The sequence below is a fragment of the Pseudomonas lundensis genome (genome assembly GCF_015377145.2).
GTDB classification, from domain to species: Bacteria; Pseudomonadota; Gammaproteobacteria; order Pseudomonadales; family Pseudomonadaceae; genus Aquipseudomonas; species Aquipseudomonas lundensis.
This window is the reverse complement of record NZ_CP062158.2, coordinates 3,706,839-3,729,456: the sequence shown is the minus strand read 5'-3', so window position 1 is coordinate 3,729,456 and position 22,618 is coordinate 3,706,839. Positions and strand designations below refer to the sequence as shown.

Here is a 22,618-nt window from a genome sequence, read left to right as displayed (position 1 = left end):
CAAGGAGCACCGGGTGGACGATTACCAACGCACGATTCGCACATTGTCAGACCGCATCGTGCTGGCCCAGACCCCGATCCGCGTGCTGGATGCGGTGAAGTGGGACGACAGCATCCGTCAGGGCTTTCTCAAGGCCAAGGGTAAACAAATGCCGGCGGTGGATCGGGATTATTACCTGGGGCGGCCGTTGTCCTTCGATTCGGGCGCCGTGAAGCTCGAATTCCAGAACATCGAGCGCGACATCACCCGCCAGTTGGGCCAGTTCAACCCGGTCGGGCAAATCATGCGCCGCATGTGCAAGGAATACCGCATGGTGGTGCGCATGCTCGAAGCGCGCGGCACCGAAGACTTCGGGCTGATCTCGCAAGAGCTGTATGGCGCCGCGTCCGATGCGTTTCATGCGGGCGACCCGACGCTGGCCGACCTGGGGTTGATGATGTCCGATTACCTGGACAACATCGACGACCGTGGCGCGCTCAAGGACGAAGCGAAAACCCTCACCGCCAAAGACGCCGTTCATCTGTTGCAAACGCGGCTGAACAAGGTGTTTGGCGAGGCCGAAGAAACCATCCGGGTGTTTGAGTCCGACGGCATCGTCGCGGACGCGGCGGCGGGTGCCGATTACATCAAGATCCGCACCGATGCGATGTTCAACCAGCGCGACGTGCGTGCGCTTGAAGTCCACGAAGGGCTGGTGCATGTGGGCACAACGCTCAACGGCCTGAACCAGCCGATCTGTACGTTTCTGGCCAAAGGCCCGCCATCCTCGACGGTCACCCAGGAAGGCTTGGCCATCCTGATGGAGATCATCACGTTTGCTTCCTACCCCAGCCGCCTGCGCAAACTGACCAATCGTACCCGCGCCATTCATATGGTGGAGGAGGGCGCGGACTTCATGCAGGTGTATGAGTTCTTCCGTGAGCAAGGCTTTGAAATGCCTGAAAGCTATGGCAATGCGAGTCGGGTTTTCCGTGGCTCGGTGCCCAATGGCCTGCCATTTACCAAAGACTTGTCCTACCTCAAGGGCTTCATCATGGTTTACAACTACATTCAGCTGGCCGTACGTAAAGGCAAGCTGGAACAAGTGCCGCTGCTGTTTTGTGGCAAAACCACGCTGGAAGACATGCGCACCTTGCGCCAACTGGTCGACGAAGGCCTGGTGGTCGCGCCCAAGTACCTGCCGGAGCAGTTCCGTGACATGAATGCGCTGGCCGCCTGGATGTGCTTCTCCAACTTCCTCAACCACTTGAGCCTGGACCGGATCGAAGCCGATTACTCCAACATCTTGTAACCCGGTCAGCGGATTCAGGGCCGCTGGGGCCTCGACCGCGACTGCGCCGCGAGGTGCAACCTTTCACACATGGTGGCTCGTTTGATCAAAACCCTGGCTGCATGCTGCCTGCTGCTGGCACTCGGCGGATGCAGCTCCCTGTTGTTTTATCCGGAACCCGGCCAGCCGATCACACCGACGGCGGCGGGTCTGGACTATCGCGATGTGACGCTGACCGCCGCTGACGGTACACGGCTGCACGGCTGGTGGCTGCCCGCTGCGCCGGGCGTACCGCTCAAGGGCACGGTGCTGCACCTGCACGGCAACGGCGGCAACCTCGCTTACCACTTGGGCGCCACGGCCTGGCTGCCCGCGCAGGGCTATCAGGTGCTGATGATCGACTACCGCGGTTACGGATTGTCACAAGGCGCGCCCCGGTTGCCTGAGGTGTATCAGGACATCGACGCGGCGTTCGACTGGCTGCAAAAGGAGCCGTCGGTCAAAAGCCTGCCGCTGATTGTGCTGGGGCAGAGTCTGGGCGGCGCGATGGGGGTTCACTACCTGAGTGAGCACCCGCAGCAACGCCAGCGCATCACGGCGATGGTGCTCGACGGGGTGCCCGCCAGCTACCGCGAGGTGGGTCAATTTGCCCTGAGCACGTCCTGGCTGACCTGGCCTTTGCAAGTGCCGCTGTCCTGGCTGGTGCCGGACGCGGACAGCGCCTTGTATGCCATCGCGAACATGGGGCCGGTGCCGCTGTTGATCTTCCACAGCGTGGACGATCCGGTCGTGCCGCTTTCCAATGGCATCCGACTGTATCAAGCTGCGCCGCCGCCCAAGGTGTTGCAATTGACCCGTGGCGGGCATGTGCAGACCTTTGCCGACCCGACCTGGCGCGAGGTCATGCTGCGCTACCTGCAAGACCCGCAACATTTCACGGGCGTGAGGCGCCTGGGGGAAATCCCCAACTACCCCGCCCCCTCGAATTCGAAAAACGTTGAACCAGAGAGCCAACCATGAGTGAAGAACGTAACGCCATCCCGCTGATCATTACCGGTATTTGCACCATCATCGGCACCGTCGGGGCCCTGTGGTACTACGGCTACCTGCATTTCGCCAAGCCGCAAGACGCCTTGCTGCTCAACGACTTCACCATGCTCAAGACCGTCCCCGGCGAGGACTACAAAATTTCCCTGACCCCGGCCAATCAGGTCGCCCAGTGCGTGGACGGTATCATCGTGCTGTTCGACACCGAGCAAAAAGGCCTGACCGGCGTGCTGGTGAACAACAAGAAGCAAGCCGTTCACTGCATGGGCCAGGAAACCCCGAAACTGCAACAGTAACGTCGCAACGCTCCCGAACGCGCAGCAAAAAGCCCCGCCTGATCGCTCAGGCGGGGCTTTTGTTTTTACGCGTACAGACTTACTGCATCGACGAACGCGGCGCGACTGGCTGGTTGTCGTTGGAGATGGTCACTTCAACGCGACGGTTCTGGGCGCGGCCAGAGTTGGTGGCATTGCTGGCCACCGGGTATTCCTTGCCATAACCCTGAGCGACGATGCGCGAAGGCTCGACACCGGCACGTACCAGTGCGTTTTTAACCGCATTGGCGCGACGCTCGGACAGGCCCTGGTTGTAAGCCGCCGACCCTTTGCTGTCGGTGTAGCCTTCAACGATCACTTTGCGATCCGGGTTTTTGATCAGGTAGTTGGCCAGCGTGGTGATGCTGTCACGGCTGTTGGCTTTCAGGCTGGCCTGATCGAAATCAAACAGCACGTCGCCAAAGGTGACCAGCGTACCGCGCTCGGTTTGCTTGGCGTTCAGGCCACGCAGTTGCTTGATTTGTGCATCACGGGCATCCAGCAGTGCCTGGGCACGGTCGGAGCCAGCATTTTTGATCTGGTTTTCAGCGGTGCGCAACGCGATGGTTTGCTTGGCCACTTCAACGCGCTGGTTGGTCAGGTAAGCCAGTTGGTCAACCGTGGACTCGTCTTCTTTGTCCAGGTAAGCCTTCTGGGCTTTATCCAGCCACTCGCTGGCGTCTTTGGTTTCCAGCGCCGCGACTTTGGTCGCTTCAGGGTTGGTTTGCAGTGCCGAGAAGTTAGTCTTGGCATTTTCCAGGTTTACGTTTGGCTGGTGCGAGCACGCCGCCAGGCCAACGCTTAGAGCCAACAGGGCAGGGATCAGTACGGTATTGCGCATAATATTTAGTCCTTTCAATCGATGAGGAATGCTGTGTCGTCAGCCGCAGTCAAAAGAGGCGACTTACTGCAGCGGGCGCATGCCTTCCTGACGCAGTTGCTGAACGGCTTTCTGAGCATCCTGAGCGGCCTTCTCGGCTTTGGCGGCCTGGGCTTTGCGCTCTGCTACACGAGCGTCCCACTCGGCTTGTTCAGCCAGACGCTTGGCGTCCTTGTAGTTCTTGTCGTGCATGGCCAGTTCGGCTTGCTTGAGCTTGTCTTGCGCGGCCTTCATTTCAACCGGGGCGTATTCAGTGCCGCCAGCGCTCACGGCGTTGTTCACCGCCGATTGAGTCACCGCGTACTGCTCCGTCGGTGGGTTGCCTGCACAACCGGCCAGAACGAAGCTGGTACCGATTGCCAGCGCAGCCAGTTTTAGCCCGCGCAGGCGAGGTGAGGTGGTTTTGACAGTGCGGGTCATCATGGTCTTCAACTCCATTAGGTAACTCCTGAAAAACTTCAAATTCCATCACGTCAGTGGCGTCAAACAGGATTGCCTGTGATGTCACCCGGAGTGTTGATTTCCCTGCCCCGGCAGTGATGGTTACTGGGTGTGACCGAAGCGATTTTTGAATAGTTCAAAAAAAAAGGTGGCAAATTGCCTAAAAACTTGTGACTGCTCAGTCAGTTATTTCTGAGGGGCAGCACCTTTGCCAGAGCCCCGATTTAGAGCGCGCGCGAGCGGGAGCAAGGGTTTGCTCGGCCCAAGGAGCTATTAAAGTGCCATCGCGGGAGTGGTGCTGAAACGCGTCAGCCTACGACTATTTTTATCCGGCTTGCGGCTTGCCACGGATGACGCTTGCGACGCACTCTTGGGGCAGGAGCTGTCCCCGGATACCGCTGGAGAAATTGCTGATGACCGATATTGATGCACGCTTGCGCGATGACGTTCACCTGTTGGGTGAACTGTTGGGGAATACGATCCGTGACCAGTACGGCGAAGCGTTTCTCGCCAAGATCGAACGTATTCGTCAGGGCGCCAAGGACGACCGCCGTGGCACCACGGGCGAAGAGTTGAGCACGATTCTGGGGGACTTGAGCGACGATGAAGTGCTGCCGGTGGCCCGCGCCTTCAACCAGTTCTTGAACCTGGCCAATATTGCTGAACAGTACGAACTCATTCATCGCCGCGAAGAGGGGCAGCCCGAACCCTTTGAAGCCCTGGTCTTGCCCACCTTGCTCGAACGCTTGCTGGCCGAAGGGCACAGCCCTGAATCGCTGGCGCAGCAGGTCAGCACGCTGCACATCGAACTGGTGCTCACGGCGCACCCGACTGAAGTGACGCGCCGCACGCTGATTCAAAAATACGATGCGATCGCTGCGCAACTCGCCGCGCAAGATCATCGCGACCTCACCCTCAGTGAAAAATCCCACATCGAGCAGCGCCTGCAACGACTGATTGCCGAAGCGTGGCACACCGAAGAAATCCGCCGCACGCGCCCCACGCCGGTGGATGAAGCCAAGTGGGGGTTTGCGGTCATCGAGCATTCGCTGTGGCACGCCGTGCCGAACATGATGCGCAAGGCCGACGAAGCCTTGCACGCGGCCACTGGCCAGCATCTGCCGCTGGAGGCCGCGCCGATCCGTTTTGCCTCGTGGATGGGCGGGGACCGTGATGGCAACCCGAATGTCACGGCCAGTGTGACCCGCGAAGTATTACTGCTGGCGCGCTGGATGGCCGCTGATCTGTACTTGCGTGACCTCGATAAACTGGCCGCCGACTTGTCGATGCAACAGGCCACACCCGCCTTGCTGGCCGCAGCGGGGGACAGCGCCGAGCCCTATCGCGCCGTGCTCAAACAACTGCGCGATCGCCTGCGCATCACCCGTCATTGGGCCCACGGGTCGTTGGCCGCCAACCCACCGGCGCCTGAGGGCGTGCTCCAGGACAACCACGATCTGCTGGCCCCGTTGCAGCTGTGTTATCAGTCGCTGCACGCGTGCGGCATGGGCGTGATCGCAGACGGTCCGTTACTGGATTTCCTGCGCCGCGCCGTGACGTTCGGGTTGTTTCTGGTGCGCCTTGACGTGCGACAGGATGCGGCCCTGCATGCGTCAGCGATGACTGAAATCACCGATTATCTGGGGCTTGGGCGGTACGAAGACTGGGATGAAGACACGCGCCTGACGTTCCTGATTCGTGAACTGGCCAACCGTCGGCCCTTGTTGCCCAGCTATTTCAAGCCGGGCGCGCAGACCGCTGAAGTGCTGGCCACGTGCAAGGAAGTGGCCGCGGCGCCGGGGGCTTCGCTGGGCTCGTATGTGATCTCGATGGCCGGTGCGGCCTCGGACGTGCTGGCGGTGCAGTTGCTCCTTAAAGAGGCGGGTCTGGAGCGCCCGATGCGGGTGGTGCCGTTGTTCGAAACCCTGGCGGACCTGGACAATGCCGGCCCCGTCATAGAGCGGCTGTTGCTGCTACCCGGCTACCGTTCGCGGCTGCACGGCCCGCAGGAAGTGATGATCGGTTATTCCGACTCGGCCAAGGACGCGGGCACCACGGCAGCGGCCTGGGCGCAGTACCGGGCACAAGAAACACTGGTCAACATTTGCCGCGAGCAACAGGTCGAATTGCTGCTGTTCCATGGCCGTGGCGGCACGGTGGGGCGTGGCGGCGGCCCGGCCCACGCGGCGATTCTGTCGCAGCCGCCGGGCTCGGTGGCGGGTCGCTTCCGCACCACGGAGCAGGGCGAGATGATCCGCTTCAAATTTGGCCTGCCCGACATTGCCGAGCAAAACCTCAACCTGTACCTGGCCGCCGTGCTGGAAGCCACTTTGCTGCCGCCACCGTTGCCTGAACCGGGCTGGCGTGTGCTGATGGATGAACTGGCCGCCGACGGGGTGAAGGCTTATCGCGCGGTGGTGCGCGACAACCCGCAGTTCGTTGAATATTTTCGCCAGTCCACCCCGGAACAGGAACTGGGGCGTTTGCCGTTGGGCAGTCGGCCCGCCAAGCGGCGTGCGGGCGGCATTGAAAGCCTGCGGGCCATCCCGTGGATTTTCGGCTGGACACAAACGCGCCTGATGCTGCCCGCCTGGCTGGGCTGGGAAACCGCACTCAACCATGCGCTGGCGCGCGGTGAAGGCGAGCAGTTGGCGCAGATGCGCGAGCAGTGGCCGTTCTTCCGCACCCGCATTGACATGCTCGAAATGGTGCTGGCCAAGGCCGACGCCGACATTGCGCGGCTGTATGACGAGCGTCTGGTGGCGCCTGAGCTGCTGCCGTTGGGTGCGCACTTGCGCGACTTATTGTCGCAGGCGTGTGAGGTGGTATTGGGTTTGACCGGGCAGTCGCAACTCATGGCGCACAGCCCTGAAACCTTGGAATTCATACGCTTGCGTAACACCTACCTCGACCCGCTGCACCTGTTGCAGGCCGAATTGCTGGCGCGTTCGCGACGCCAGGAGGCCATGCAAGACAGCCCTCTGGAACAAGCATTGTTGGTCACTGTGGCCGGAATTGCGGCGGGCTTGCGTAACACCGGCTAGGAAAAAAGCCGGTTCAGTTAGCGTGCCCCGGTGTGTGCGGCAGAGGACCGATCTTCTGCAATGGCCTCCGGGGCGCGACACTTTATTGTGAGGTTGCGACCTGTGACACCCCGTCGCAAGGGCGTATGAGGCTCTGATTATTCCTACTTTTGCTGTCTTGTGTGGGCCGGGCCTGCTGTGTATCTTGGTCAGCCCTTGGCCATTTTGATGGCCATCACCCGATTCTGAGATTGGCCCAAAGAGGCGAGTCTGTTGTCATTTAAATAAAAAATTTGAGGAGCACATCGATGCGCGTCATTCTGCTGGGAGCTCCCGGGGCCGGTAAAGGTACTCAGGCAAAGTTCATCACTGAAAAATTTGGCATCCCGCAAATCTCCACAGGCGACATGTTGCGCGCAGCTGTGAAGGCCGGAACCGAGCTGGGCCTGATCGCCAAGAGCGTCATGGACAGCGGCGGCCTGGTCTCCGACGACCTGATCATCAACCTGGTCAAAGAGCGTATCAGCCAGCAAGACTGCAAAAACGGCTTCCTGTTCGACGGCTTCCCGCGCACCATTCCGCAAGCTGAAGCCCTGGTCAAAGCCGGTGTTGAACTGGACCACGTGCTGGAAATCGCCGTAGAAGACGAAGAAATCGTTCAGCGCATTGCGGGCCGCCGTGTTCACGAAGCGTCGGGCCGTGTGTACCACATCGTCTACAACCCGCCAAAAGTGGAAGGTAAAGACGACGTGACCGGTGAAGACCTGGTTCAGCGTAAAGACGACACCGAAGAAACCGTGCGTCATCGCCTGTCGGTCTACCACTCGCAGACCAAGCCGCTGGTGGAGTTCTATCAGAAGCTGTCCGCTGCCAACGGCAAGCCGAAGTACAGCCACGTTGAAGGTGTGGGTTCGGTTGAAGCCATCACCGCCAAGGTGCTTGCAGCACTGAGCTGATCGTCGATTTGCTCTGATACAACAGCCCGCTTGCGGGCTGTTGTTGTTTATACTGCTGCACTTTTTTAATTCTGATTCTGACGGGAACACCGATGAGCACCTTGCTGGCCCTGGATACCGCGACTGAAGCTTGCTCTGTTGCCTTGCTGCACGATGGCAAGGTCACGAGCCACTACGAGGTGATCCCGCGCCTGCATGCGCAAAAGCTGTTGCCGATGATCCAGACTTTACTGGCTGATGCGGGGGTTGAACTGTCGGCGGTCGACGCCATTGCGTTCGGTCGCGGGCCGGGTGCGTTCACCGGTGTGCGGATTGCCATTGGTGTGGTCCAGGGGCTGGCCTTCGCACTGGAACGCCCGGTGTTGCCGATTTCCAACCTCGCGGTGCTGGCACAGCGTGCCCACCGTGAGCATGGCGCTACTCAGGTCGCGGCCGCGATCGATGCGCGCATGGACGAGGTGTATTGGGGCTGCTACCGCGAAGACGCGGGTGAGATGCGCCTGGTGGGGGCTGAAGCGGTACTGGCGCCTGAAGCCGCGCAACTGCCTGAAGACGCCAGCGGTGACTGGTTTGGCGCGGGCACCGGCTGGGGCTATGCCGAGCGCCTGAACCCCACGCCGTACGCCCTCGAGGCTGGCATGTTGCCACACGCGCAAGACCTGCTGACCCTGGCCCGTTTTGCCTGGGACCGTGGCGAAGCTATCGTTGCCGACGAGGCGCAGCCGGTGTACCTGCGCGACAAAGTCGCGACCCCCAAAGCCCGCCCCTGAACGGTTCGCTCCTTTGCAGTGCGAGCGGGTGTACAGCACCCGCCCGGCCACCTCGATAGGCGCGCAGCCTATGCCCGCCCCGCCAGCATCTACACTGATTGACAGCAGGCTTTAAACCTTTTCAGGGTTTTGCAGTCTAGTGTTCACTTGGGCAATTGCTTAGTTCGGCCGGTGCCGCTAAATTGCCATCATTGCTACCGAGCTTGCAGCCATGCGTATAGACGGCTTTTCCTCACAGTCCTACCCGATCAAGCGCAAGCCGCGTAAAGGCAATGCGCTGGTTGACGAGTCGGTGGAAGACAGTGAAATCGTCTTTGAAAACGCGCCGCAACCTTCCCGTGCCTCGTCCTCGGGCGAACGTGTCAGCCAAGTGCCTGCGCGTCAGCAAGACATGATTTTTCAGCGGGTGATGAACAGAAAAGTCGCCAGCGCCCTGACCAGTTACCTGACCACCGCCGGTTTTGTTGAGTGGGACACCGAAGTGTTGGGTCTGGACCTGTACATTTGAGCCATGACCCACCCTTTACTTCCGTATTACCTCGGTTGCCCGTCCTGGAGTGATCACTCCTGGCGCGAAGGCCTGTACCCGCAGAATGCCCGGTCCTCGCAATTTCTCAGCCTGTACGCCCACGTGTTCAATGCGGTCGAAGGCAATACCACGTTCTACGCCAACCCCAAACCGAGCACTGTCGAGCGCTGGGCGCAGAGCCTGCCCGAACACTTCCGCTTTACCGCCAAGTTGCCACGTGAGATCAGCCACGGCGGTGATTTGCGCACCCAACAACCTGCCGTCGACGCCTTCTTGCAGCTCATGCGGCCCCTGGGAGCGCGTGTCGCCCCTTTGTGGCTGCAATTGCCTGCGAGCTTCGGCCCTGAGCGGCTCGCCGAGCTGGTGGGCTTTATAGACGCGCTGGAGCGGCCACTGGCCGTGGAGGTGCGTCATCCGGCGTTCTTTGACCGGGGCGACGCGGAGCGGGTGCTCAATCGGGTGTTGATGGACCGGGGCGTGGAGCGCATCTGTCTTGATTCACGCGCGCTGTTCAGTTGCACCTCCACCGACCCTGCGGTGCTTGACGCTCAATCGAAAAAGCCCCGCGTGCCGCCCCGGCCGGCAGCGTTTACCCAATGCCCGCAGGTGCGCTTTATTGGTCGCCCTGAGCTGCACGCCAACGATGAGTTTTTAGTGCCGTGGATTGAGAAGGTGGCGGGCTGGATCGAGGAGGGGCGCACGCCCTATGTGTTTCTTCATACGCCGGACAATCACTTGGCGCCTGAACTGGCGCGGCGTTTTCACGCGCAATTAAGCGAACGGTTACCGGGCTTGCCGGCATTGCCCACGCTGTATACCCCGCAAACCACCGAACAGCTGGGGCTGCTTTAAGCCGCCAGGCGCAGGTTGTTGACGATCAGCGGGCGTGCCCACGCCAGATCGAAGTCCATGGCCCGCTGTTGCTCGATCAGCGTCATGGCATCGAACGGTTCGGCGGGCTTGTCCAGCAAGTCCAGTTCGAACTCGGCAATCGGCAGGTGCAACGGACGCGGCGCGGGGGCCGGGCCCGGTTCAGGCAATGGATGACCGGCCGCCATCACGAGCGGGCGCACCCAGTGGCTGTCGAAGTCTTGTTGATGCTGTTGGGCAAACAGCTCATCCGGTGGATACGGCTTGGCAATGGGCGGCAGCAAATCCAGCTCGAATTCGGCGATCGGCAAGAACAGCGCTTCAGGCGGACGCAATTCGGTGTCTTTCACCTCGCAATGGCGCTGCGTCACGATGTTGCTTAGCAGATCGCTGCCACCGCGCGGCTCGACGTCTTCCTCCACCTCAAGCGGCTCGGTGTCGAGCGCTACACATTCGTCAGTGCCGGACTGCTCGACCAATGCCTGGGCGTAGAAGTCCTTCCACAGGTGATTGACGCTGCCTGTGACTTGCGAATTGTGACGGCCAAAATCGCCAATGGGCGCGATAAAGCCTATCGATGTGGAATGAATGTCTGACATAGCTCTCGGTCGACGCCCGGGTCTGGCAAAATGCCGGATATTTCATTTATCGGCAGCGTTTGCCGATCATTAAATTTTTGAGCGTGTTTTTAAATGAGTGAGCAAACAGCGGGCTGTCGCATCATCGTCGAGGCACTGGACGAGGGGTCTCAAGCCTTGGCCGAGCAGTGGGCCGGGCGCCTTGGCTTGCCGATGGGCCAGGAGCAGGCCGAGTTCGCCCTGCAAGTGTCGGCCCAGGGTTTGCAGTTGCAGCAGTTGGGGCCGGATGCACCCGGCCCGGTGCGGGTTGATTTCGTGGAAGGCGGCGCGGCGCACCGACGCTTGTTTGGCGGCGGCACCGGGCAAATGATCGCCAAGGCGGTGGGCATCCAGCAGGGCGTGCGGCCGCGGGTGCTGGACGCCACGGCGGGGTTGGGCAAGGACGCGTTTGTCCTGGCCAGCCTTGGCTGCGAAATGAGCCTGATCGAGCGCCAGCCCTTGATTGGTGCCTTGCTCGAAGATGGCCTGGCGCGCGGGCTGAATGACCGTGAGGTGGCGCCGATTGTGTCGCGCATGACGCTGCTCAAAGGCAACTCCATTGACGTGATGCGCAACTGGCAAGGCGAACCGCCGCAGGTGATTTACCTGGACCCCATGTTTCCGCATCGTGAGAAAACGGCATTGGTGAAGAAGGAAATGCGCCTGTTTCGCCCATTGGTGGGTGACGACAACGATGCGCCAGCCCTGCTGGAAGCCGCGTTGGCACTGGCCTCCCATCGTGTCGTGGTGAAGCGCCCGCGCAAGGCGCCCTGCATCGCAGGCCCCAAGCCGAGCCATGCGCTGGACGGCAAGTCGAGCCGTTACGATATTTACCCAAAGAAAGCCCTGAAGCCCTGAAGCCAGAGCGCTGCTGGCGAGAAGGCGTGCGTGAGGCGCTCAATCCGGGCGGTAAGCTCGCATAAACAGCGCCACCACGTCTTGCACGTGGGCTTCGGCTTCTTCTGGACTCAACGGGTCGCCGCAGCCATAGAGCACGCGAAAGTTCGGCGCGCCCTTGAGCAGGCAAAAAAAGTGCTCGGCCGCCTGATGGGGGTGGTTGAACTGCAACACGCCCAGTTGCTGGATGCGCTCCAGCAGGCCTTCCATCTCCCGCACCACACGGTGCGGTCCGGCCTCAAAGAAAATGTTCGACAGTTTTGGGTCCTGACTGCCCAGCGTCATCATCAAACGGTGCAGGTTCAGGGAGGCCTGGCTGTTAATCAGGGTATGAAATCCCCGGCCGATGTTGAGCAGCACCTGCTCGACCGGTACACCCTCAGGCAATGAAAAAAACAGGTCTGGCAGTTGTTCGGAGCAGGTGGCCTTGATCGCGGCCGAGAACAGGTTTTCCTTGTCGGTGAAATGGCTGTAGACCGTCAGTTTTGACACGCCGGCGTGGCTGGCGACCGCGTCCATGCTGGTGCTGGCAAATCCTTTGCTCAAAAAAAGACATTTGGCCGCCTCAAGGATCGCATGGCGTTTGGCCATGTCCTTGGGGCGTCCGGCGGCATTGGGCATTAAAGGATGATCAGACATTTCCGTTTATTACTGGACTGGTGAGTTTGGTATTAATAACATGCCGGCCAGTATAAATATTCCAAGCCCCATAAGCGAAAGGTCGTCTCCATGCTGCGTCATGCCTTGCCCCGCGCTGTGCCTGTCTGTCTGGTGTTTTTGTTAGCTGCGTGCGGGCATGAGGAGCCTGTTCAGGTGAGCATCAGCCCCGCCATCGTGGTGCAACCTCAGCCTTCGGCAGTGGCCACCCAGAGTTATCCCGGCGAAGTCCGTGCCCGCTTTGACCCGCAACTGGCCTTTCGTATTGGCGGCAAGGTCACTAAACGGTGGGTGGATGAAGGTGAGCGGGTCAAGGCCAACCAGTCGCTGGCCGAACTGGACCCCCAAGACGTTCGCCTGCAACTGGAAGCCACCCGCGCTCAGGTGGCGGCCGCGCAGGCCAACCTGAGCCTGGTGCGTTCGGAGCGCGACCGCTACAAAACCCTCTTGGAGCGGCAGATGGTCAGCCGCTCGCAGTTCGATAACGCAGAAAACCTCTACCGTGCGGGCGAAGCCAAGCTTCAGCAACTTAAGGCTGAACAGGATGTGGCCAGTAATCAGGCCAGCTACGCGGTGCTGCGCGCCCCGCAAGATGGCGTGATTGCCCAGCGCCAGGTGGAAGTCGGGCAAGTCGTGTCGGCCGGTCAGACCGTTTTCTCGTTGGCCGCCGACGGAGAGCGTGACGTGTTGATCAGCCTGCCCGAACAGGCGTTCGGCCGTTTCAAGATCGGGCTGCCGGTGTCGGTTGAGCTGTGGTCACAACCCGGTCAGCGTTTCAGCGGGCGGATTCGCGAACTCTCCCCCTCGGCTGACCCCAAATCCCGCACCTTTGCCGCGCGCATCGCCTTCACGGCGGGCCAAGTGCCTGCTGAGTTGGGCCAGAGTGCGCGGGTGTTCATTGCGCAGGAGGGGGTGAATGCGTTGTCCGTGCCGCTGTCAGCCTTGAGTGCGGAAAACGGCGCGACGTACGTCTGGCGTGTGGGTCAGGGCAACAAGTTGCAGCAGGTGGCGGTACGGGTTGGCCCGTATGGCCAGAGCAGTGTGCCGGTGCTGGAAGGCCTGACGCCCGCCGATTGGGTGGTGGCGGCTGGCGTGCATGTGCTGCACGATGGGCAAGAGATCCGGCCGATTGATCGCTCCAACCGAACGATCAATACCGCGGCGAAGGAGTAATACCCATGGGCTTTAACCTGTCTGCGTGGGCATTGCGCAATCGCCAGATCGTGCTGTTTTTAATGTTACTGCTGGCCATCGTTGGCGGGCTTTCCTACACCAAATTAGGCCAGAGCGAAGACCCGCCGTTCACCTTCAAGGCCATGGTTATTCGTACGCTGTGGCCAGGTGCCACGGCAGAAGAAGTGTCACGTCAGGTCACTGAGCGGATCGAAAAGAAGCTGATGGAAACCGGGGAGTACGAGCGCATCGTGTCGTTCTCGCGCCCCGGTGAGTCGCAAGTGACGTTCATGGCCCGGGACTCCATGCACTCCAACCAAATCCCCGAGCTGTGGTATCAGGTCCGCAAAAAGATCAGCGACATTCATCACAGTTTGCCGCCGGGGATTCAGGGGCCTTTTTTCAACGACGAATTCGGCACCACATTCGGCAATATCTACAGCCTGAGTGGCGAAGGGTACGACTACGCGGTGCTCAAGGACTACGCCGATCGCATCCAGATCCAGCTGCAACGGGTCAACGATGTGGGCAAGGTCGAATTACTCGGCTTGCAGGACGAAAAAATCTGGATCGAACTCTCCAACCTCAAGCTGGCCACCCTGGGGCTGCCCCTGGAGGCGGTACAAAAAGCACTCGAAGAACAAAACGCTGTCTCGACCGCCGGTTTTTTTGAGACACCGACCGAGCGTGTGCAACTGCGGGTCAGCGGTAATTTCAAAACGGTAGAAGAGATCGAGCGTTTCCCCATACGCGTGGGCGAACGCACCTTGCGCATCGAGGACGTGGCCGATGTACGCCGCGGGTTCAATGATCCACCCGCGCCGCGCATGCGCTTCATGGGGCAGGACGCGATTGGTCTGGCCGTGGCGATGAAAGACGGCGGCGACATTCTGGTGCTGGGCAAGGCGCTGGAGGCCGAGTTTTCCCGCCTCCAGAAAAAACTGCCCGCCGGCCTGCAATTGAGCAAAGTCTCGGATCAGCCGGCAGCGGTGAGCACCAGCGTCGGTGAATTCGTGCAGGTGCTGATCGAGGCGCTGGTGATTGTGTTGCTGGTGAGTTTTTTCTCGCTGGGTGTGCGCACCGGCATGGTGGTGGCGCTGGCCATTCCGCTGGTGCTGGCCATGACGTTTGCCACCATGCATTACTTCGGCATTGGCTTGCACAAGATCTCGCTGGGGGCTCTGGTACTGGCGCTGGGTTTGTTGGTGGACGACGCCATCATCGCAGTGGAAATGATGGCCATCAAAATGGAGCAGGGTTACGACCGGTTCAAGGCGGCGAGCTTTGCCTGGACCAGCACGGCCTTCCCGATGCTCACCGGTACGCTGATTACAGCGGCAGGCTTTCTGCCGATTGCCATGGCGCAGTCCAGCACCGGGGAATACACGCGTTCGATTTTTCAGGTGGTGACCATTGCGTTGCTGGCGTCGTGGATCGCGGCCGTGGTGTTCGTGCCCTACCTGGGCGCGTTGTTGCTCCCGGATCTGGCCAAGCGCCATGCCGCCCGACATGGCACGGGCGAGGGCGCTCCCGACCCCTACGGGACACCGTTTTACCAGCGGATCCGGCGCCTGGTGGAGTGGTGCGTGCGCCGCCGCAAAACCGTGATTGCCCTGACCGTGTTGCTGTTCATCGGCTCGGTGGTGCTGTTCAAGTTTGTGCCGCAGCAGTTCTTCCCGGCCTCCAGCCGTCTGGAGCTGATGGTGGACCTGAAACTGGCCGAAGGCGCATCGCTGAGCAACACCACTGAACAGGTGCAGCGCCTCGAAGCCTTGCTCAAAGACCATCCCGGCATCGTCAATTACGTGGCCTATGCGGGTACTGGCTCACCGCGCTATTACTTGCCCCTGGATCAGCAATTGCCCGCGGCCAGCTTTGCGCAATTTGTGGTGCTGGCAAAGACCATCGAAGACCGCGAGCGCTTGCGCACCTGGCTGATCGATACGCTCAACGAGCAGTTCCCGACGGTGCGCTCGCGGGTCACCCGTCTGGAAAACGGGCCGCCCGTGGGTTATCCGGTGCAGTTTCGCGTGACCGGTGAGCACATTGAAGAGGTGCGGGCGCTGGCGCGTAAAGTGGCGGCCAAGGTGCGTGAAAACCCGCATGTGGTGAACGTGCACCTGGACTGGGAAGAGCCGAGCAAGGTCGTGTACCTGAACGTCGATCAGGACCGCGCACGGGCTTTGGGTGTCAGCACTGCCCACCTGTCGCGCTTTTTGCAAAGCACGCTGTTGGGCTCGACGGTCAGCCAGTACCGCGAAGACAACGAGTTGATTGAAATCCTGTTGCGCGGCACGCCCCATGAGCGCACCGAACTTGCGTTGCTGCCGAGTCTGGCGGTGCCCACCGATAACGGCCAGAGCGTCGCCTTGTCGCAGATTGCAACGCTGGAATATGGCTTCGAGGAAGGCATCATCTGGCACCGCAACCGTCTGCCCAACGTCACCGTGCGCGCCGATATTTATGGCAAGGAACAACCGGCGACCCTGGTGCAGCAGATTCTGCCCACCCTTGAACCGGTGCGGGCTCAATTGCCGGACGGTTACTTGCTGGACGTGGGCGGCACAGTGGAGGACTCCACACGCGGCCAGAACTCGGTGAAGGCTGGGGTGCCCCTGTTTATCGTGGTGGTGTTGACCTTGCTGATGGTGCAGCTGCGCAGTTTTTCGCGCATGGCGATGGTGTTCCTGACCGCGCCGCTGGGCCTGATCGGTGTGACGCTGTTCCTGCTGGTGTTCAATCAGCCGTTCGGGTTCGTGGCGATGCTGGGGACGATTGCGCTCTCGGGGATGATCATGCGCAACTCGGTGATCCTGGTGGACCAGATCGAGCAGGACAAAGCGGCGGGGCTGGATACCTGGCAGGCGATTATCGAGGCGACGGTACGGCGGTTCCGGCCGATTGTGCTGACCGCGCTGGCGGCGGTGCTGGCGATGATTCCGCTGTCACGCAGTGTGTTCTTCGGCCCGATGGCCGTGGCGATCATGGGTGGCCTGATCGTGGCGACTGCGCTGACATTGCTGTTTTTGCCCGCCCTGTATGCGGCGTGGTTCCGGGTGAAGAAAGGCTGACCCGCCTGGCTGTGCAAACCCTGCCGTCAGGTACGGCAGGGCTTGGCGCGGGTTGATCAGTGTGCCACTTGATCGACGCGCAGACGCAGCGGCTGCAGCGTTTTGGCGTTGAGGTCCACGCTGTTGCGTTCAGTGTTGATGAACAGCAGTTGGCCGTTGTCTTCAATGCGAGCGCTGATGGCATAAGTATGGCCGGGTTTGACGCTCGCCGGGTCATAGCGCAAGTGAAACGGCAGCGGGACCTGGCCTTTGACCGGGCCGCTTTGTTTGGCCAGCGTGACTGCCGGCGCGTCGGCCAGCGACACGTCCTGCAAGCTTACTTCCAGTGTGGCGGTGGGCGGCAGGGCGATGCGTTGTAGGTAGAACACTTCGCCGTCGAGGGTGGCTTGAGGTGTGGAGTTCATTGAGCTGCAGGCTCCGAGCAGGGCCGTGAGGCTGAGGATCAGGATTTTTTTCATAAAGAGGCTTCCCTTCAGTAGGCATCAAGACGATGCGGTGAATAGGGCAAGCCTGCGTGACGCATAGGGCATCAGCACAGGCTTAACCGCGTTTTACAGGTGTTTCTCAAGCGAGAGCGGCGGGTGCTCCTGCTCATCGGCGTCTTCGGCCCGGTGCAGCGCCACTTGGCGGATCGATAGGCGAATCTCGGCAGGCAGTACGCGTTTGGCGGCGCCTTCGGCCAGCTCCCCAAGCAACGCGTGGTAGCTCAACTTGCCATTGGCATCGCGTCGCAACACGTCTTCTTCCAGCAAGGTCTGGATAAAGTGACGGAACAGGCTCTTGTCGAAAAACTCCGGGGCGTTCAGGCCGTGCAGGATCGACAGGCGCTGAGCCATCATCGTGCACAGGTCTTCCAGCTCCTCGGCGCTGAGGGTGTTTTGGCCGCTGTTAAGCAGCAGCGAAATGGCCATGTAAAAACGTTGCAGGGTTTGCGCGATGCTTTTGGACAGCAGCGTCAGCAACACAAAGTGCCGCGAACTGGGCACCGGGCGCAGGTATACGTCATTTTCGAAGCGCAACAGACCTTGCTCGACAAAGGCCTCAAGCCATTGATCGACCACGCCGTCCAGCTCGTCCAGCGACCAGCGGATAAACAGCTCCGATTGCAGGTACGGGTACAGGGCGCGGGTGTAGCGCAGGATCTGTTCGCGGGTCATGCGCGACGCGCTCTGGAAGAAACTGGCCAGCAACGACGGCAAGGCAAAGATGTGCAACACGTTGTTGCGGTAGTAGGTCATCAGGACTGCATTTTGCTCATCCAGGTACAGGATCTTGCCCAGTGCATCACTTTGTTCGGACAGCAGGTCCATGTCCTTCACGTGTTCAATCAGCGCCCGTCCGTCGCCTTCGGGCAAGGTGGTGTGCGGCGAATACGGCACGCGACGCAGCAACGCGAGGTACAGGTCCAGCACCCGCGCCATGGCGCGATCGTCCAGCGCCAGCTTGCTGGTGGAGAGCAACGCCAGCGCCACCAGATTGACCGGGTTGATCGCGGCCGCTTCGTTCAGGTGCTGCGCCACTTTCTCACCCAGACGATGGGTCGTGGCGTTCAACCAGTCAGGACGATACGTCGGCCCCAATGCTTGCTGGCGCCAGTCCGGCTGCTCGTGGTCGAGAAACTCGGCCAGTTTGATCGGCTCGCCAAAGTTGACGGCCACTTGGCCAAAACGCTGCTTGAGGGCACCGATGACTTTGAAAATGTCGAAGATTGACTCTTTCTTCTTGCTCGCCCCGCGCAATTCGCCCAGGTAAGTACGGCCTTCAAGCACACGCTCGTAACCGATGTACACCGGCACGAACACGATGGGCATGCGCGACGAGCGCAGGAAGCTGCGCAGGGTGATGGCCAGCATGCCGGTCTTGGGTTGCAGCATGCGTCCGGTGCGCGAGCGCCCGCCTTCGACGAAGTACTCCACCGGGAAGCCCTTGGTGAACAAGGTGTGCAGGTATTCGTTGAACACCGAGGTGTACAGCGGGTTGCCCTTGAACGTGCGACGCATGAAAAAAGCGCCGCCCCGGCGCAACAGGCTGCCGATGACCGGCATGTTGAGGTTGATCCCGGCCGCGATGTGCGGCGGGGTCAAGCCGTTGCGAAACAGCAGGTAGGACAGCAGCAAATAGTCGATATGGCTGCGGTGACAGGGTACGTAGATGATCTCGTGACCTTGCGCGACGTCTTGCACGCCTTCGATGTGGTTGACCTTGATCCCGTCGTAAATCTTGTTCCAGAACCAGCTCAGCACCACTTCCAGAAAGCGGATCGCGGTGTAGGTGTAGTCGGAGGCAATTTCGTTGGCGTAACGCAGCGCCTGGGCCTTGGCTTTGTCGGCCGAAATGTTTTCGCGCTGGGCTTCTTCGAGGATCGCCTGACGCACGGCCGGTTCGTTGATCAGGCCTTTGACCAGGTTGCGGCGGTGCGACAGGTCGGGGCCGATCACGGCGGTTTTCAGGTTGCGAAAGTGAACCCGCAGGATGCGCTGGGCCATGCGCACGGTGCGCTCGTGACCTTTGTTGTGGTCGACCAGCTCGCGCAAGTGAATGGGCGCAGAAAACTGCACGCGGGTCTTGCGCCCCAGAATCAGGATGCGCAGTAAACGGCGCAGACGCCCGGTAACGGCCCAGCTGTCGGCAAACAAGAGTTTCCAGGGGCTCGATTCGCTGTCAGGGGATTGGCCCCAGAACACGCTGACCGGGATGATTTGCGCGTCTTCGCCGGGGTGCAGTGTCAGGCTGTCCACGAGCCGGGTCAGGGTGGGCGGAGCGCCGCGCTTGTCCTGACGGCCCAGCCAGTCGGGCTCGGGCGTCAGGTAGAAGAACGCGGCAGGCTCGACCATCTGCCCGACGGCCACCGGCAGCACCGGGCGCGGCAGGCCGGCCTTGGTGCACTCGGCGTCGACCACGGCCAGTTCGGTAATGGAGGGCGTTTGCAGGACGTAGAACACCGGCCGGCTGCGGTCCAGATTCAGGGTGAAGGACGACTGATTAATGGTCTCCGAGCGTACCCACAGGTACAGCAAGCGACGCAAGGCGCCAAACACAAGACGGCGAAACGGGGAACGGGTCATACGGCTTCTGCATTAGTGGATTAAAACGAGTGTTTACTCGGTCGCGTAGTGTGCCGTATCTCTGGAAAATCGGCAAAAAAGCAGCGAACTAATATTGATTGAGTGTTTTTCTCGCTGACTTATACTCGGTGCTCTTTCGCCATGAAGTGTAAGACGTTTTCAGCAAACTATAAGTTCGAGCGAAAGTTCTCAACGGGCTGAATGAGCAAGCCCATTAAAAACAATAAGGGGATGCAAGTATGACGACGCGGTTAACCGGCAATGTGAAATGGTTCAACGACGCCAAAGGCTATGGCTTCATTCAGTGCGACGGTGGCGCTGATGTGTTTGTGCACTACCGCGCCATTCGTGGCGAGGGCCATCGCTCGCTGGCTGAAGGGCAGCAGGTTGAATACACCCAGGTCAAGGGTGACAAGGGGCTACAGGCCGAGGATGTGGTGGGCCTGTAATCGCCCCGTGTAGCCGCTGCTTCAGGCCGGGTTCCTAGCCGCAGGACTTGCCCCGCTGGCCTGTCCCGTCCTGCAGCAGCCGCTACGCGTTTGAGTGTTTCAGGAACCGGTTTTCCAGGTGATTTCTTCTTTACCGTCTGCGCTGATGCGAACCCAGCGGTCAGCGTCTGCTTCGCCCTGTTCTTCTGCCCAACTGCCCGGCGCGCACCGCACTTCGATGTTCAGTGCCGCAAACGCGGCCTGGGCGCAGGCGATGTCGTCTTCCCAAGGCGTTTGGTCACTGTCCAGATACAGGCTGTTCCATTTGCCGACGGCTTTGGGAATCCATGTCACAGGCACGTTGCCCGCCGTGCATTGGTACGTACCGCCTTTCTTCTTCCATTCCGAGCATTCGCCCAGAACGTCTGACAGCCAAGCTTCGACGTCTTTGTAGGTAACGTCGGAATCTTTCAGGTAAATCTCGATATCGGGCTGGCGCATGGATGTCCTCACTGCGTGTCTGAAAAATCCATTCGCGGATTAGTCGGGCCAAGGGGAGCGCCCTTGACCGTTAAGTCGGTTATTGAAGCACGAAAAAATCGTAACGCATGGAGACGGTCACGATTAACGGCTCGGGGTGTTCGATGACGCCAGTGCGACGTTCGGCACTGGCGCGCCAGCCGTGGGGCGTCATGGCCAACAAGTTGGCGCGGTCCTGAGGCTCGCTCAAGTGCAGTTCAAACGACAGTGTTTCACTGTGTTGCAACTGCATGCCTTCGGGAATCAGCGCCAGGTGCTTGTCGTCGGCGTAATCGCGCACTTCGTCGTACAGGCGCTCACGCAACTCCATCAAGTGCCCGCGGGTCGGCCCGACACGCATCAAGCCGCCGCCGGGGCTGAGCAGGCGCTTGGCTTCCAGCCAGTCCAGCGGGCTGAAGACGCTGGCCAAAAACTGACAACTGGCGTCCGCCAACGGCACGCGGGCCATGCTGGCGATCAGCCAGGTCAGCTGCGGGTTGCGTTTGCAGGCGCGTTTAACGGCCTCGCGGGAGATATCCAGCGCATAGCCATCAGCGTGAGGCAAGGCTTCAGCGATTTGCGCGGTGTAGTACCCCTCGCCACAGCCGATGTCGAGCCAGCGTTGCGGCGCGCGCTCGGCTGCCAGTTCCGCCAGCCGCTTGGCCACGGGGGCGTAATGCCCCGCGTTAAGAAAGTCGCGACGGGCTTCAACCATGGCCTGATTGTCGCCGGGGTCGCGGCTGTTTTTGTGCTGCACCGGCAGCAGGTTCAGATACCCCTGACGCGCACGGTCAAAACGATGGCCTGCCGGGCAGACCACGCCATTATCGACCGCCGTCAGCGGCTCGGAGCAAATAGGGCAGGCAAGCATCAGGCGAGCAACTTGATCAGGGTTTGGTAGTAGATTTCGGTCAGCACGTCGAGGTCGCTGGCCAGCACGCGTTCGTTGACCTGGTGGATCGTCGCGTTGACCGGCCCCAGCTCAACCACTTGCGTACCGAGGGTGGCGATAAAGCGACCGTCAGAGGTGCCGCCGCTGGTGGAGGCTTGGGTATCGCGGCCGGTCACTTGCTTGATGCTCGACGAGACGGCGTCCAGCAAGGCGCCCGGTTCGGTGAGGAACGGCAAGCCCGACAAGGCCCATTCGATGTGCCAGTCCAGGCCGTGTTTGTCGAGTATGTCAGCGACGCGCTGCTGCAACCCTTCGACCGTGGACTCGGTGGAGAACCGGAAGTTGAACACCGCGACCAGTTCGCCCGGAATCACGTTGGTCGCGCCGGTCCCCGAGTTGAGGTTGGAGATCTGGAAACTGGTCGGCGGGAAGAAGTCGTTGCCGTTGTCCCAGTGTTCGGCGGCCAGTTCGGCCAGTGCTGGCGCGGCCAGGTGAATCGGGTTTTTCGCCAGGTGCGGGTAGGCCACATGACCTTGCACGCCGCGCACCGTGAGCTTGGCGCCCAGAGAGCCGCGGCGACCGTTTTTAACCACGTCGCCCACCAGCGTCGTGCTCGACGGTTCGCCCACGATGCACCAGTCCAGACGCTCCTTGCGCGCAGCAAAACGCTCAACCACGGCTTTAGTTCCGTGGTGGGCCGGGCCTTCTTCGTCGCTGGTGATCAGAAAGGCGACCGAGCCCTTGTGGTCCGGGTAGTCCGCCACGAAGCGTTCGGCGGCCACCAGCATGGCGGCCAGGCTGCCTTTCATGTCAGCGGCGCCGCGCCCGCACAGCATGCCGTGCTCGTCGATCAGCGCATCGAACGGGTCGTTTTGCCAGGCTTGCACCGGGCCGGTCGGCACCACGTCGGTGTGACCGGCAAAGCACAGCACCGGGCCGTCATGACGACCGTGGGTGGCCCAGAAGTTGTCCACGTCTTCAATACGCATCGGTTCCAGCGTGAAGCCGGCATCACCCAGGCGCTGCATCATCAGCTTCTGGCAATCGGCGTCGATTGGCGTCACGGAAGGGCGACGGATCAGATCGCAGGCAAGTTGCAGGGTCGGCGAGAGGTCGGCGTGGGCCGTCATGGTGGTGGACTCCGAAGCTGGGCGTGTAAGGGCGCAGGTGTCATCGCGAGCATGCTCGCGCCTGCAGGG

The 22,618-nt window shown here is 60.8% G+C and carries 21 protein-coding genes; 12 read left to right on the top strand and 9 right to left on the bottom strand.

Features of this window, described 5'->3' with window-relative positions; translation table 11 throughout:
• The first annotated feature begins 13 nt into the window (after positions 1-13).
• The 3 genes from IF654_RS17590 (at position 14) to IF654_RS17580 (ending at position 2,613) form a co-directional block, all read left to right on the top strand.
• The gene (locus tag IF654_RS17590) at positions 14-1,291 is read left to right on the top strand and encodes a flavohemoglobin expression-modulating QEGLA motif protein (protein ID WP_047281123.1); all 1,278 of its coding nucleotides are present in this window, start codon (positions 14-16) and stop codon (positions 1,289-1,291) included.
• An 84-nt stretch (positions 1,292-1,375) separates the two neighbouring features.
• The gene (locus IF654_RS17585; protein ID WP_047281139.1) at positions 1,376-2,290 is read left to right on the top strand and encodes an alpha/beta hydrolase; all 915 of its coding nucleotides are present in this window, start codon (positions 1,376-1,378) and stop codon (positions 2,288-2,290) included.
• Positions 2,287-2,613, top strand: coding sequence for a hypothetical protein (locus IF654_RS17580; protein ID WP_047277265.1), 327 nt, complete (start codon positions 2,287-2,289; stop codon positions 2,611-2,613). Before IF654_RS17585 ends, IF654_RS17580 begins: the two co-directional genes overlap by 4 nt.
• Positions 2,614-2,692: 79 nt before the next feature.
• On the opposite strand, the gene IF654_RS17575 is transcribed toward IF654_RS17580, so the two are convergent.
• A complete protein-coding gene (locus IF654_RS17575) occupies positions 2,693-3,472 on the bottom strand; it encodes a lipotoxin F family OmpA-related lipoprotein LptF (RefSeq protein ID WP_047281122.1) in 780 nt (259 codons plus the stop codon).
• Positions 3,473-3,535: 63 nt separating this feature from the next.
• A complete protein-coding gene (locus tag IF654_RS17570) occupies positions 3,536-3,949 on the bottom strand; it encodes a DUF4398 domain-containing protein (protein ID WP_047277262.1) in 414 nt (137 codons plus the stop codon).
• Positions 3,950-4,365: 416 nt separating this feature from the next.
• Here IF654_RS17570 and ppc point away from each other — a divergent pair, with 416 nt between their 5' ends.
• The 5 genes from ppc to IF654_RS17545 all read left to right on the top strand — a co-directional run bounded on the left by ppc (position 4,366) and on the right by IF654_RS17545 (position 10,082).
• Positions 4,366-6,996, top strand: a complete 2,631-nt coding sequence (gene ppc, locus IF654_RS17565; RefSeq protein WP_047283003.1) for a phosphoenolpyruvate carboxylase — start codon at positions 4,366-4,368, stop codon at positions 6,994-6,996.
• Positions 6,997-7,283: 287 nt separating this feature from the next.
• Entirely contained in the window at positions 7,284-7,931 is a 648-nt protein-coding gene (gene adk / locus IF654_RS17560) for an adenylate kinase (RefSeq protein ID WP_047277258.1), read from the top strand.
• Positions 7,932-8,023: 92 nt separating this feature from the next.
• Complete coding sequence (tsaB, locus tag IF654_RS17555) at positions 8,024-8,701, top strand: tRNA (adenosine(37)-N6)-threonylcarbamoyltransferase complex dimerization subunit type 1 TsaB (protein WP_047281119.1); 678 nt, start codon at positions 8,024-8,026, stop codon at positions 8,699-8,701.
• 211 nt (positions 8,702-8,912) lie between these two features.
• Positions 8,913-9,209, top strand: a complete 297-nt coding sequence (locus IF654_RS17550) for a hypothetical protein (protein ID WP_047277254.1) — start codon at positions 8,913-8,915, stop codon at positions 9,207-9,209.
• Between the two features lie 3 nt (positions 9,210-9,212).
• Positions 9,213-10,082, top strand: a complete 870-nt coding sequence (locus IF654_RS17545; protein ID WP_047281118.1) for a DUF72 domain-containing protein — start codon at positions 9,213-9,215, stop codon at positions 10,080-10,082.
• On the opposite strand, the gene IF654_RS17540 is transcribed toward IF654_RS17545, so the two are convergent.
• Complete coding sequence (locus IF654_RS17540; RefSeq protein WP_047277250.1) at positions 10,079-10,699, bottom strand: hypothetical protein; 621 nt, start codon at positions 10,697-10,699, stop codon at positions 10,079-10,081. The genes IF654_RS17545 and IF654_RS17540 overlap by 4 nt on opposite strands.
• Before the next feature lie 93 nt (positions 10,700-10,792).
• On the opposite strand from IF654_RS17540, the gene IF654_RS17535 reads away from it, so the two are divergent.
• Positions 10,793-11,575: a class I SAM-dependent methyltransferase gene (locus tag IF654_RS17535; RefSeq protein WP_047281117.1), complete on the top strand. Its 783-nt coding sequence runs from the start codon at positions 10,793-10,795 to the stop codon at positions 11,573-11,575.
• A gap of 39 nt (positions 11,576-11,614) precedes the next feature.
• On the opposite strand, the gene IF654_RS17530 is transcribed toward IF654_RS17535, so the two are convergent.
• Positions 11,615-12,253 carry a TetR/AcrR family transcriptional regulator gene (locus tag IF654_RS17530; protein WP_047281116.1) on the bottom strand — a complete coding sequence of 213 codons (639 nt, stop codon included), beginning with the start codon at positions 12,251-12,253 and terminating at the stop codon, positions 11,615-11,617.
• A 90-nt stretch (positions 12,254-12,343) separates the two neighbouring features.
• Between IF654_RS17530 and IF654_RS17525 the strand changes: the two genes are divergently transcribed.
• A complete protein-coding gene (locus tag IF654_RS17525; RefSeq protein WP_047281115.1) occupies positions 12,344-13,444 on the top strand; it encodes an efflux RND transporter periplasmic adaptor subunit in 1,101 nt (366 codons plus the stop codon).
• Between the two features lie 5 nt (positions 13,445-13,449).
• Positions 13,450-16,515, top strand: a complete 3,066-nt coding sequence (locus IF654_RS17520) for an efflux RND transporter permease subunit (protein WP_094987995.1) — start codon at positions 13,450-13,452, stop codon at positions 16,513-16,515.
• 56 nt (positions 16,516-16,571) lie between these two features.
• Here the strand turns inward: IF654_RS17520 and IF654_RS17515 are convergent, their stop codons facing one another.
• Together IF654_RS17515 and plsB are read right to left on the bottom strand one after the other, a co-directional pair.
• The gene (locus IF654_RS17515; protein ID WP_047277239.1) at positions 16,572-16,973 is read right to left on the bottom strand and encodes a YbaY family lipoprotein; all 402 of its coding nucleotides are present in this window, start codon (positions 16,971-16,973) and stop codon (positions 16,572-16,574) included.
• 93 nt (positions 16,974-17,066) lie between these two features.
• Positions 17,067-19,580: a glycerol-3-phosphate 1-O-acyltransferase PlsB gene (plsB, locus tag IF654_RS17510; RefSeq protein WP_094987996.1), complete on the bottom strand. Its 2,514-nt coding sequence runs from the start codon at positions 19,578-19,580 to the stop codon at positions 17,067-17,069.
• A gap of 239 nt (positions 19,581-19,819) precedes the next feature.
• On the opposite strand from plsB, the gene IF654_RS17505 reads away from it, so the two are divergent.
• A complete protein-coding gene (locus IF654_RS17505) occupies positions 19,820-20,029 on the top strand; it encodes a cold-shock protein (RefSeq protein WP_047277236.1) in 210 nt (69 codons plus the stop codon).
• Positions 20,030-20,128: 99 nt separating this feature from the next.
• On the opposite strand, the gene IF654_RS17500 is transcribed toward IF654_RS17505, so the two are convergent.
• The 3 genes from IF654_RS17500 to dapE form a co-directional block, all read right to left on the bottom strand.
• Positions 20,129-20,509: a hypothetical protein gene (locus IF654_RS17500; RefSeq protein ID WP_083333299.1), complete on the bottom strand. Its 381-nt coding sequence runs from the start codon at positions 20,507-20,509 to the stop codon at positions 20,129-20,131.
• A 79-nt stretch (positions 20,510-20,588) separates the two neighbouring features.
• Complete coding sequence (locus tag IF654_RS17495; RefSeq protein WP_094987997.1) at positions 20,589-21,398, bottom strand: putative RNA methyltransferase; 810 nt, start codon at positions 21,396-21,398, stop codon at positions 20,589-20,591.
• The gene (dapE, locus tag IF654_RS17490; RefSeq protein ID WP_047277230.1) at positions 21,398-22,549 is read right to left on the bottom strand and encodes a succinyl-diaminopimelate desuccinylase; all 1,152 of its coding nucleotides are present in this window, start codon (positions 22,547-22,549) and stop codon (positions 21,398-21,400) included. Before dapE ends, IF654_RS17495 begins: the two co-directional genes overlap by 1 nt.
• Between the last annotated feature and the right edge of the window lie 69 nt (positions 22,550-22,618).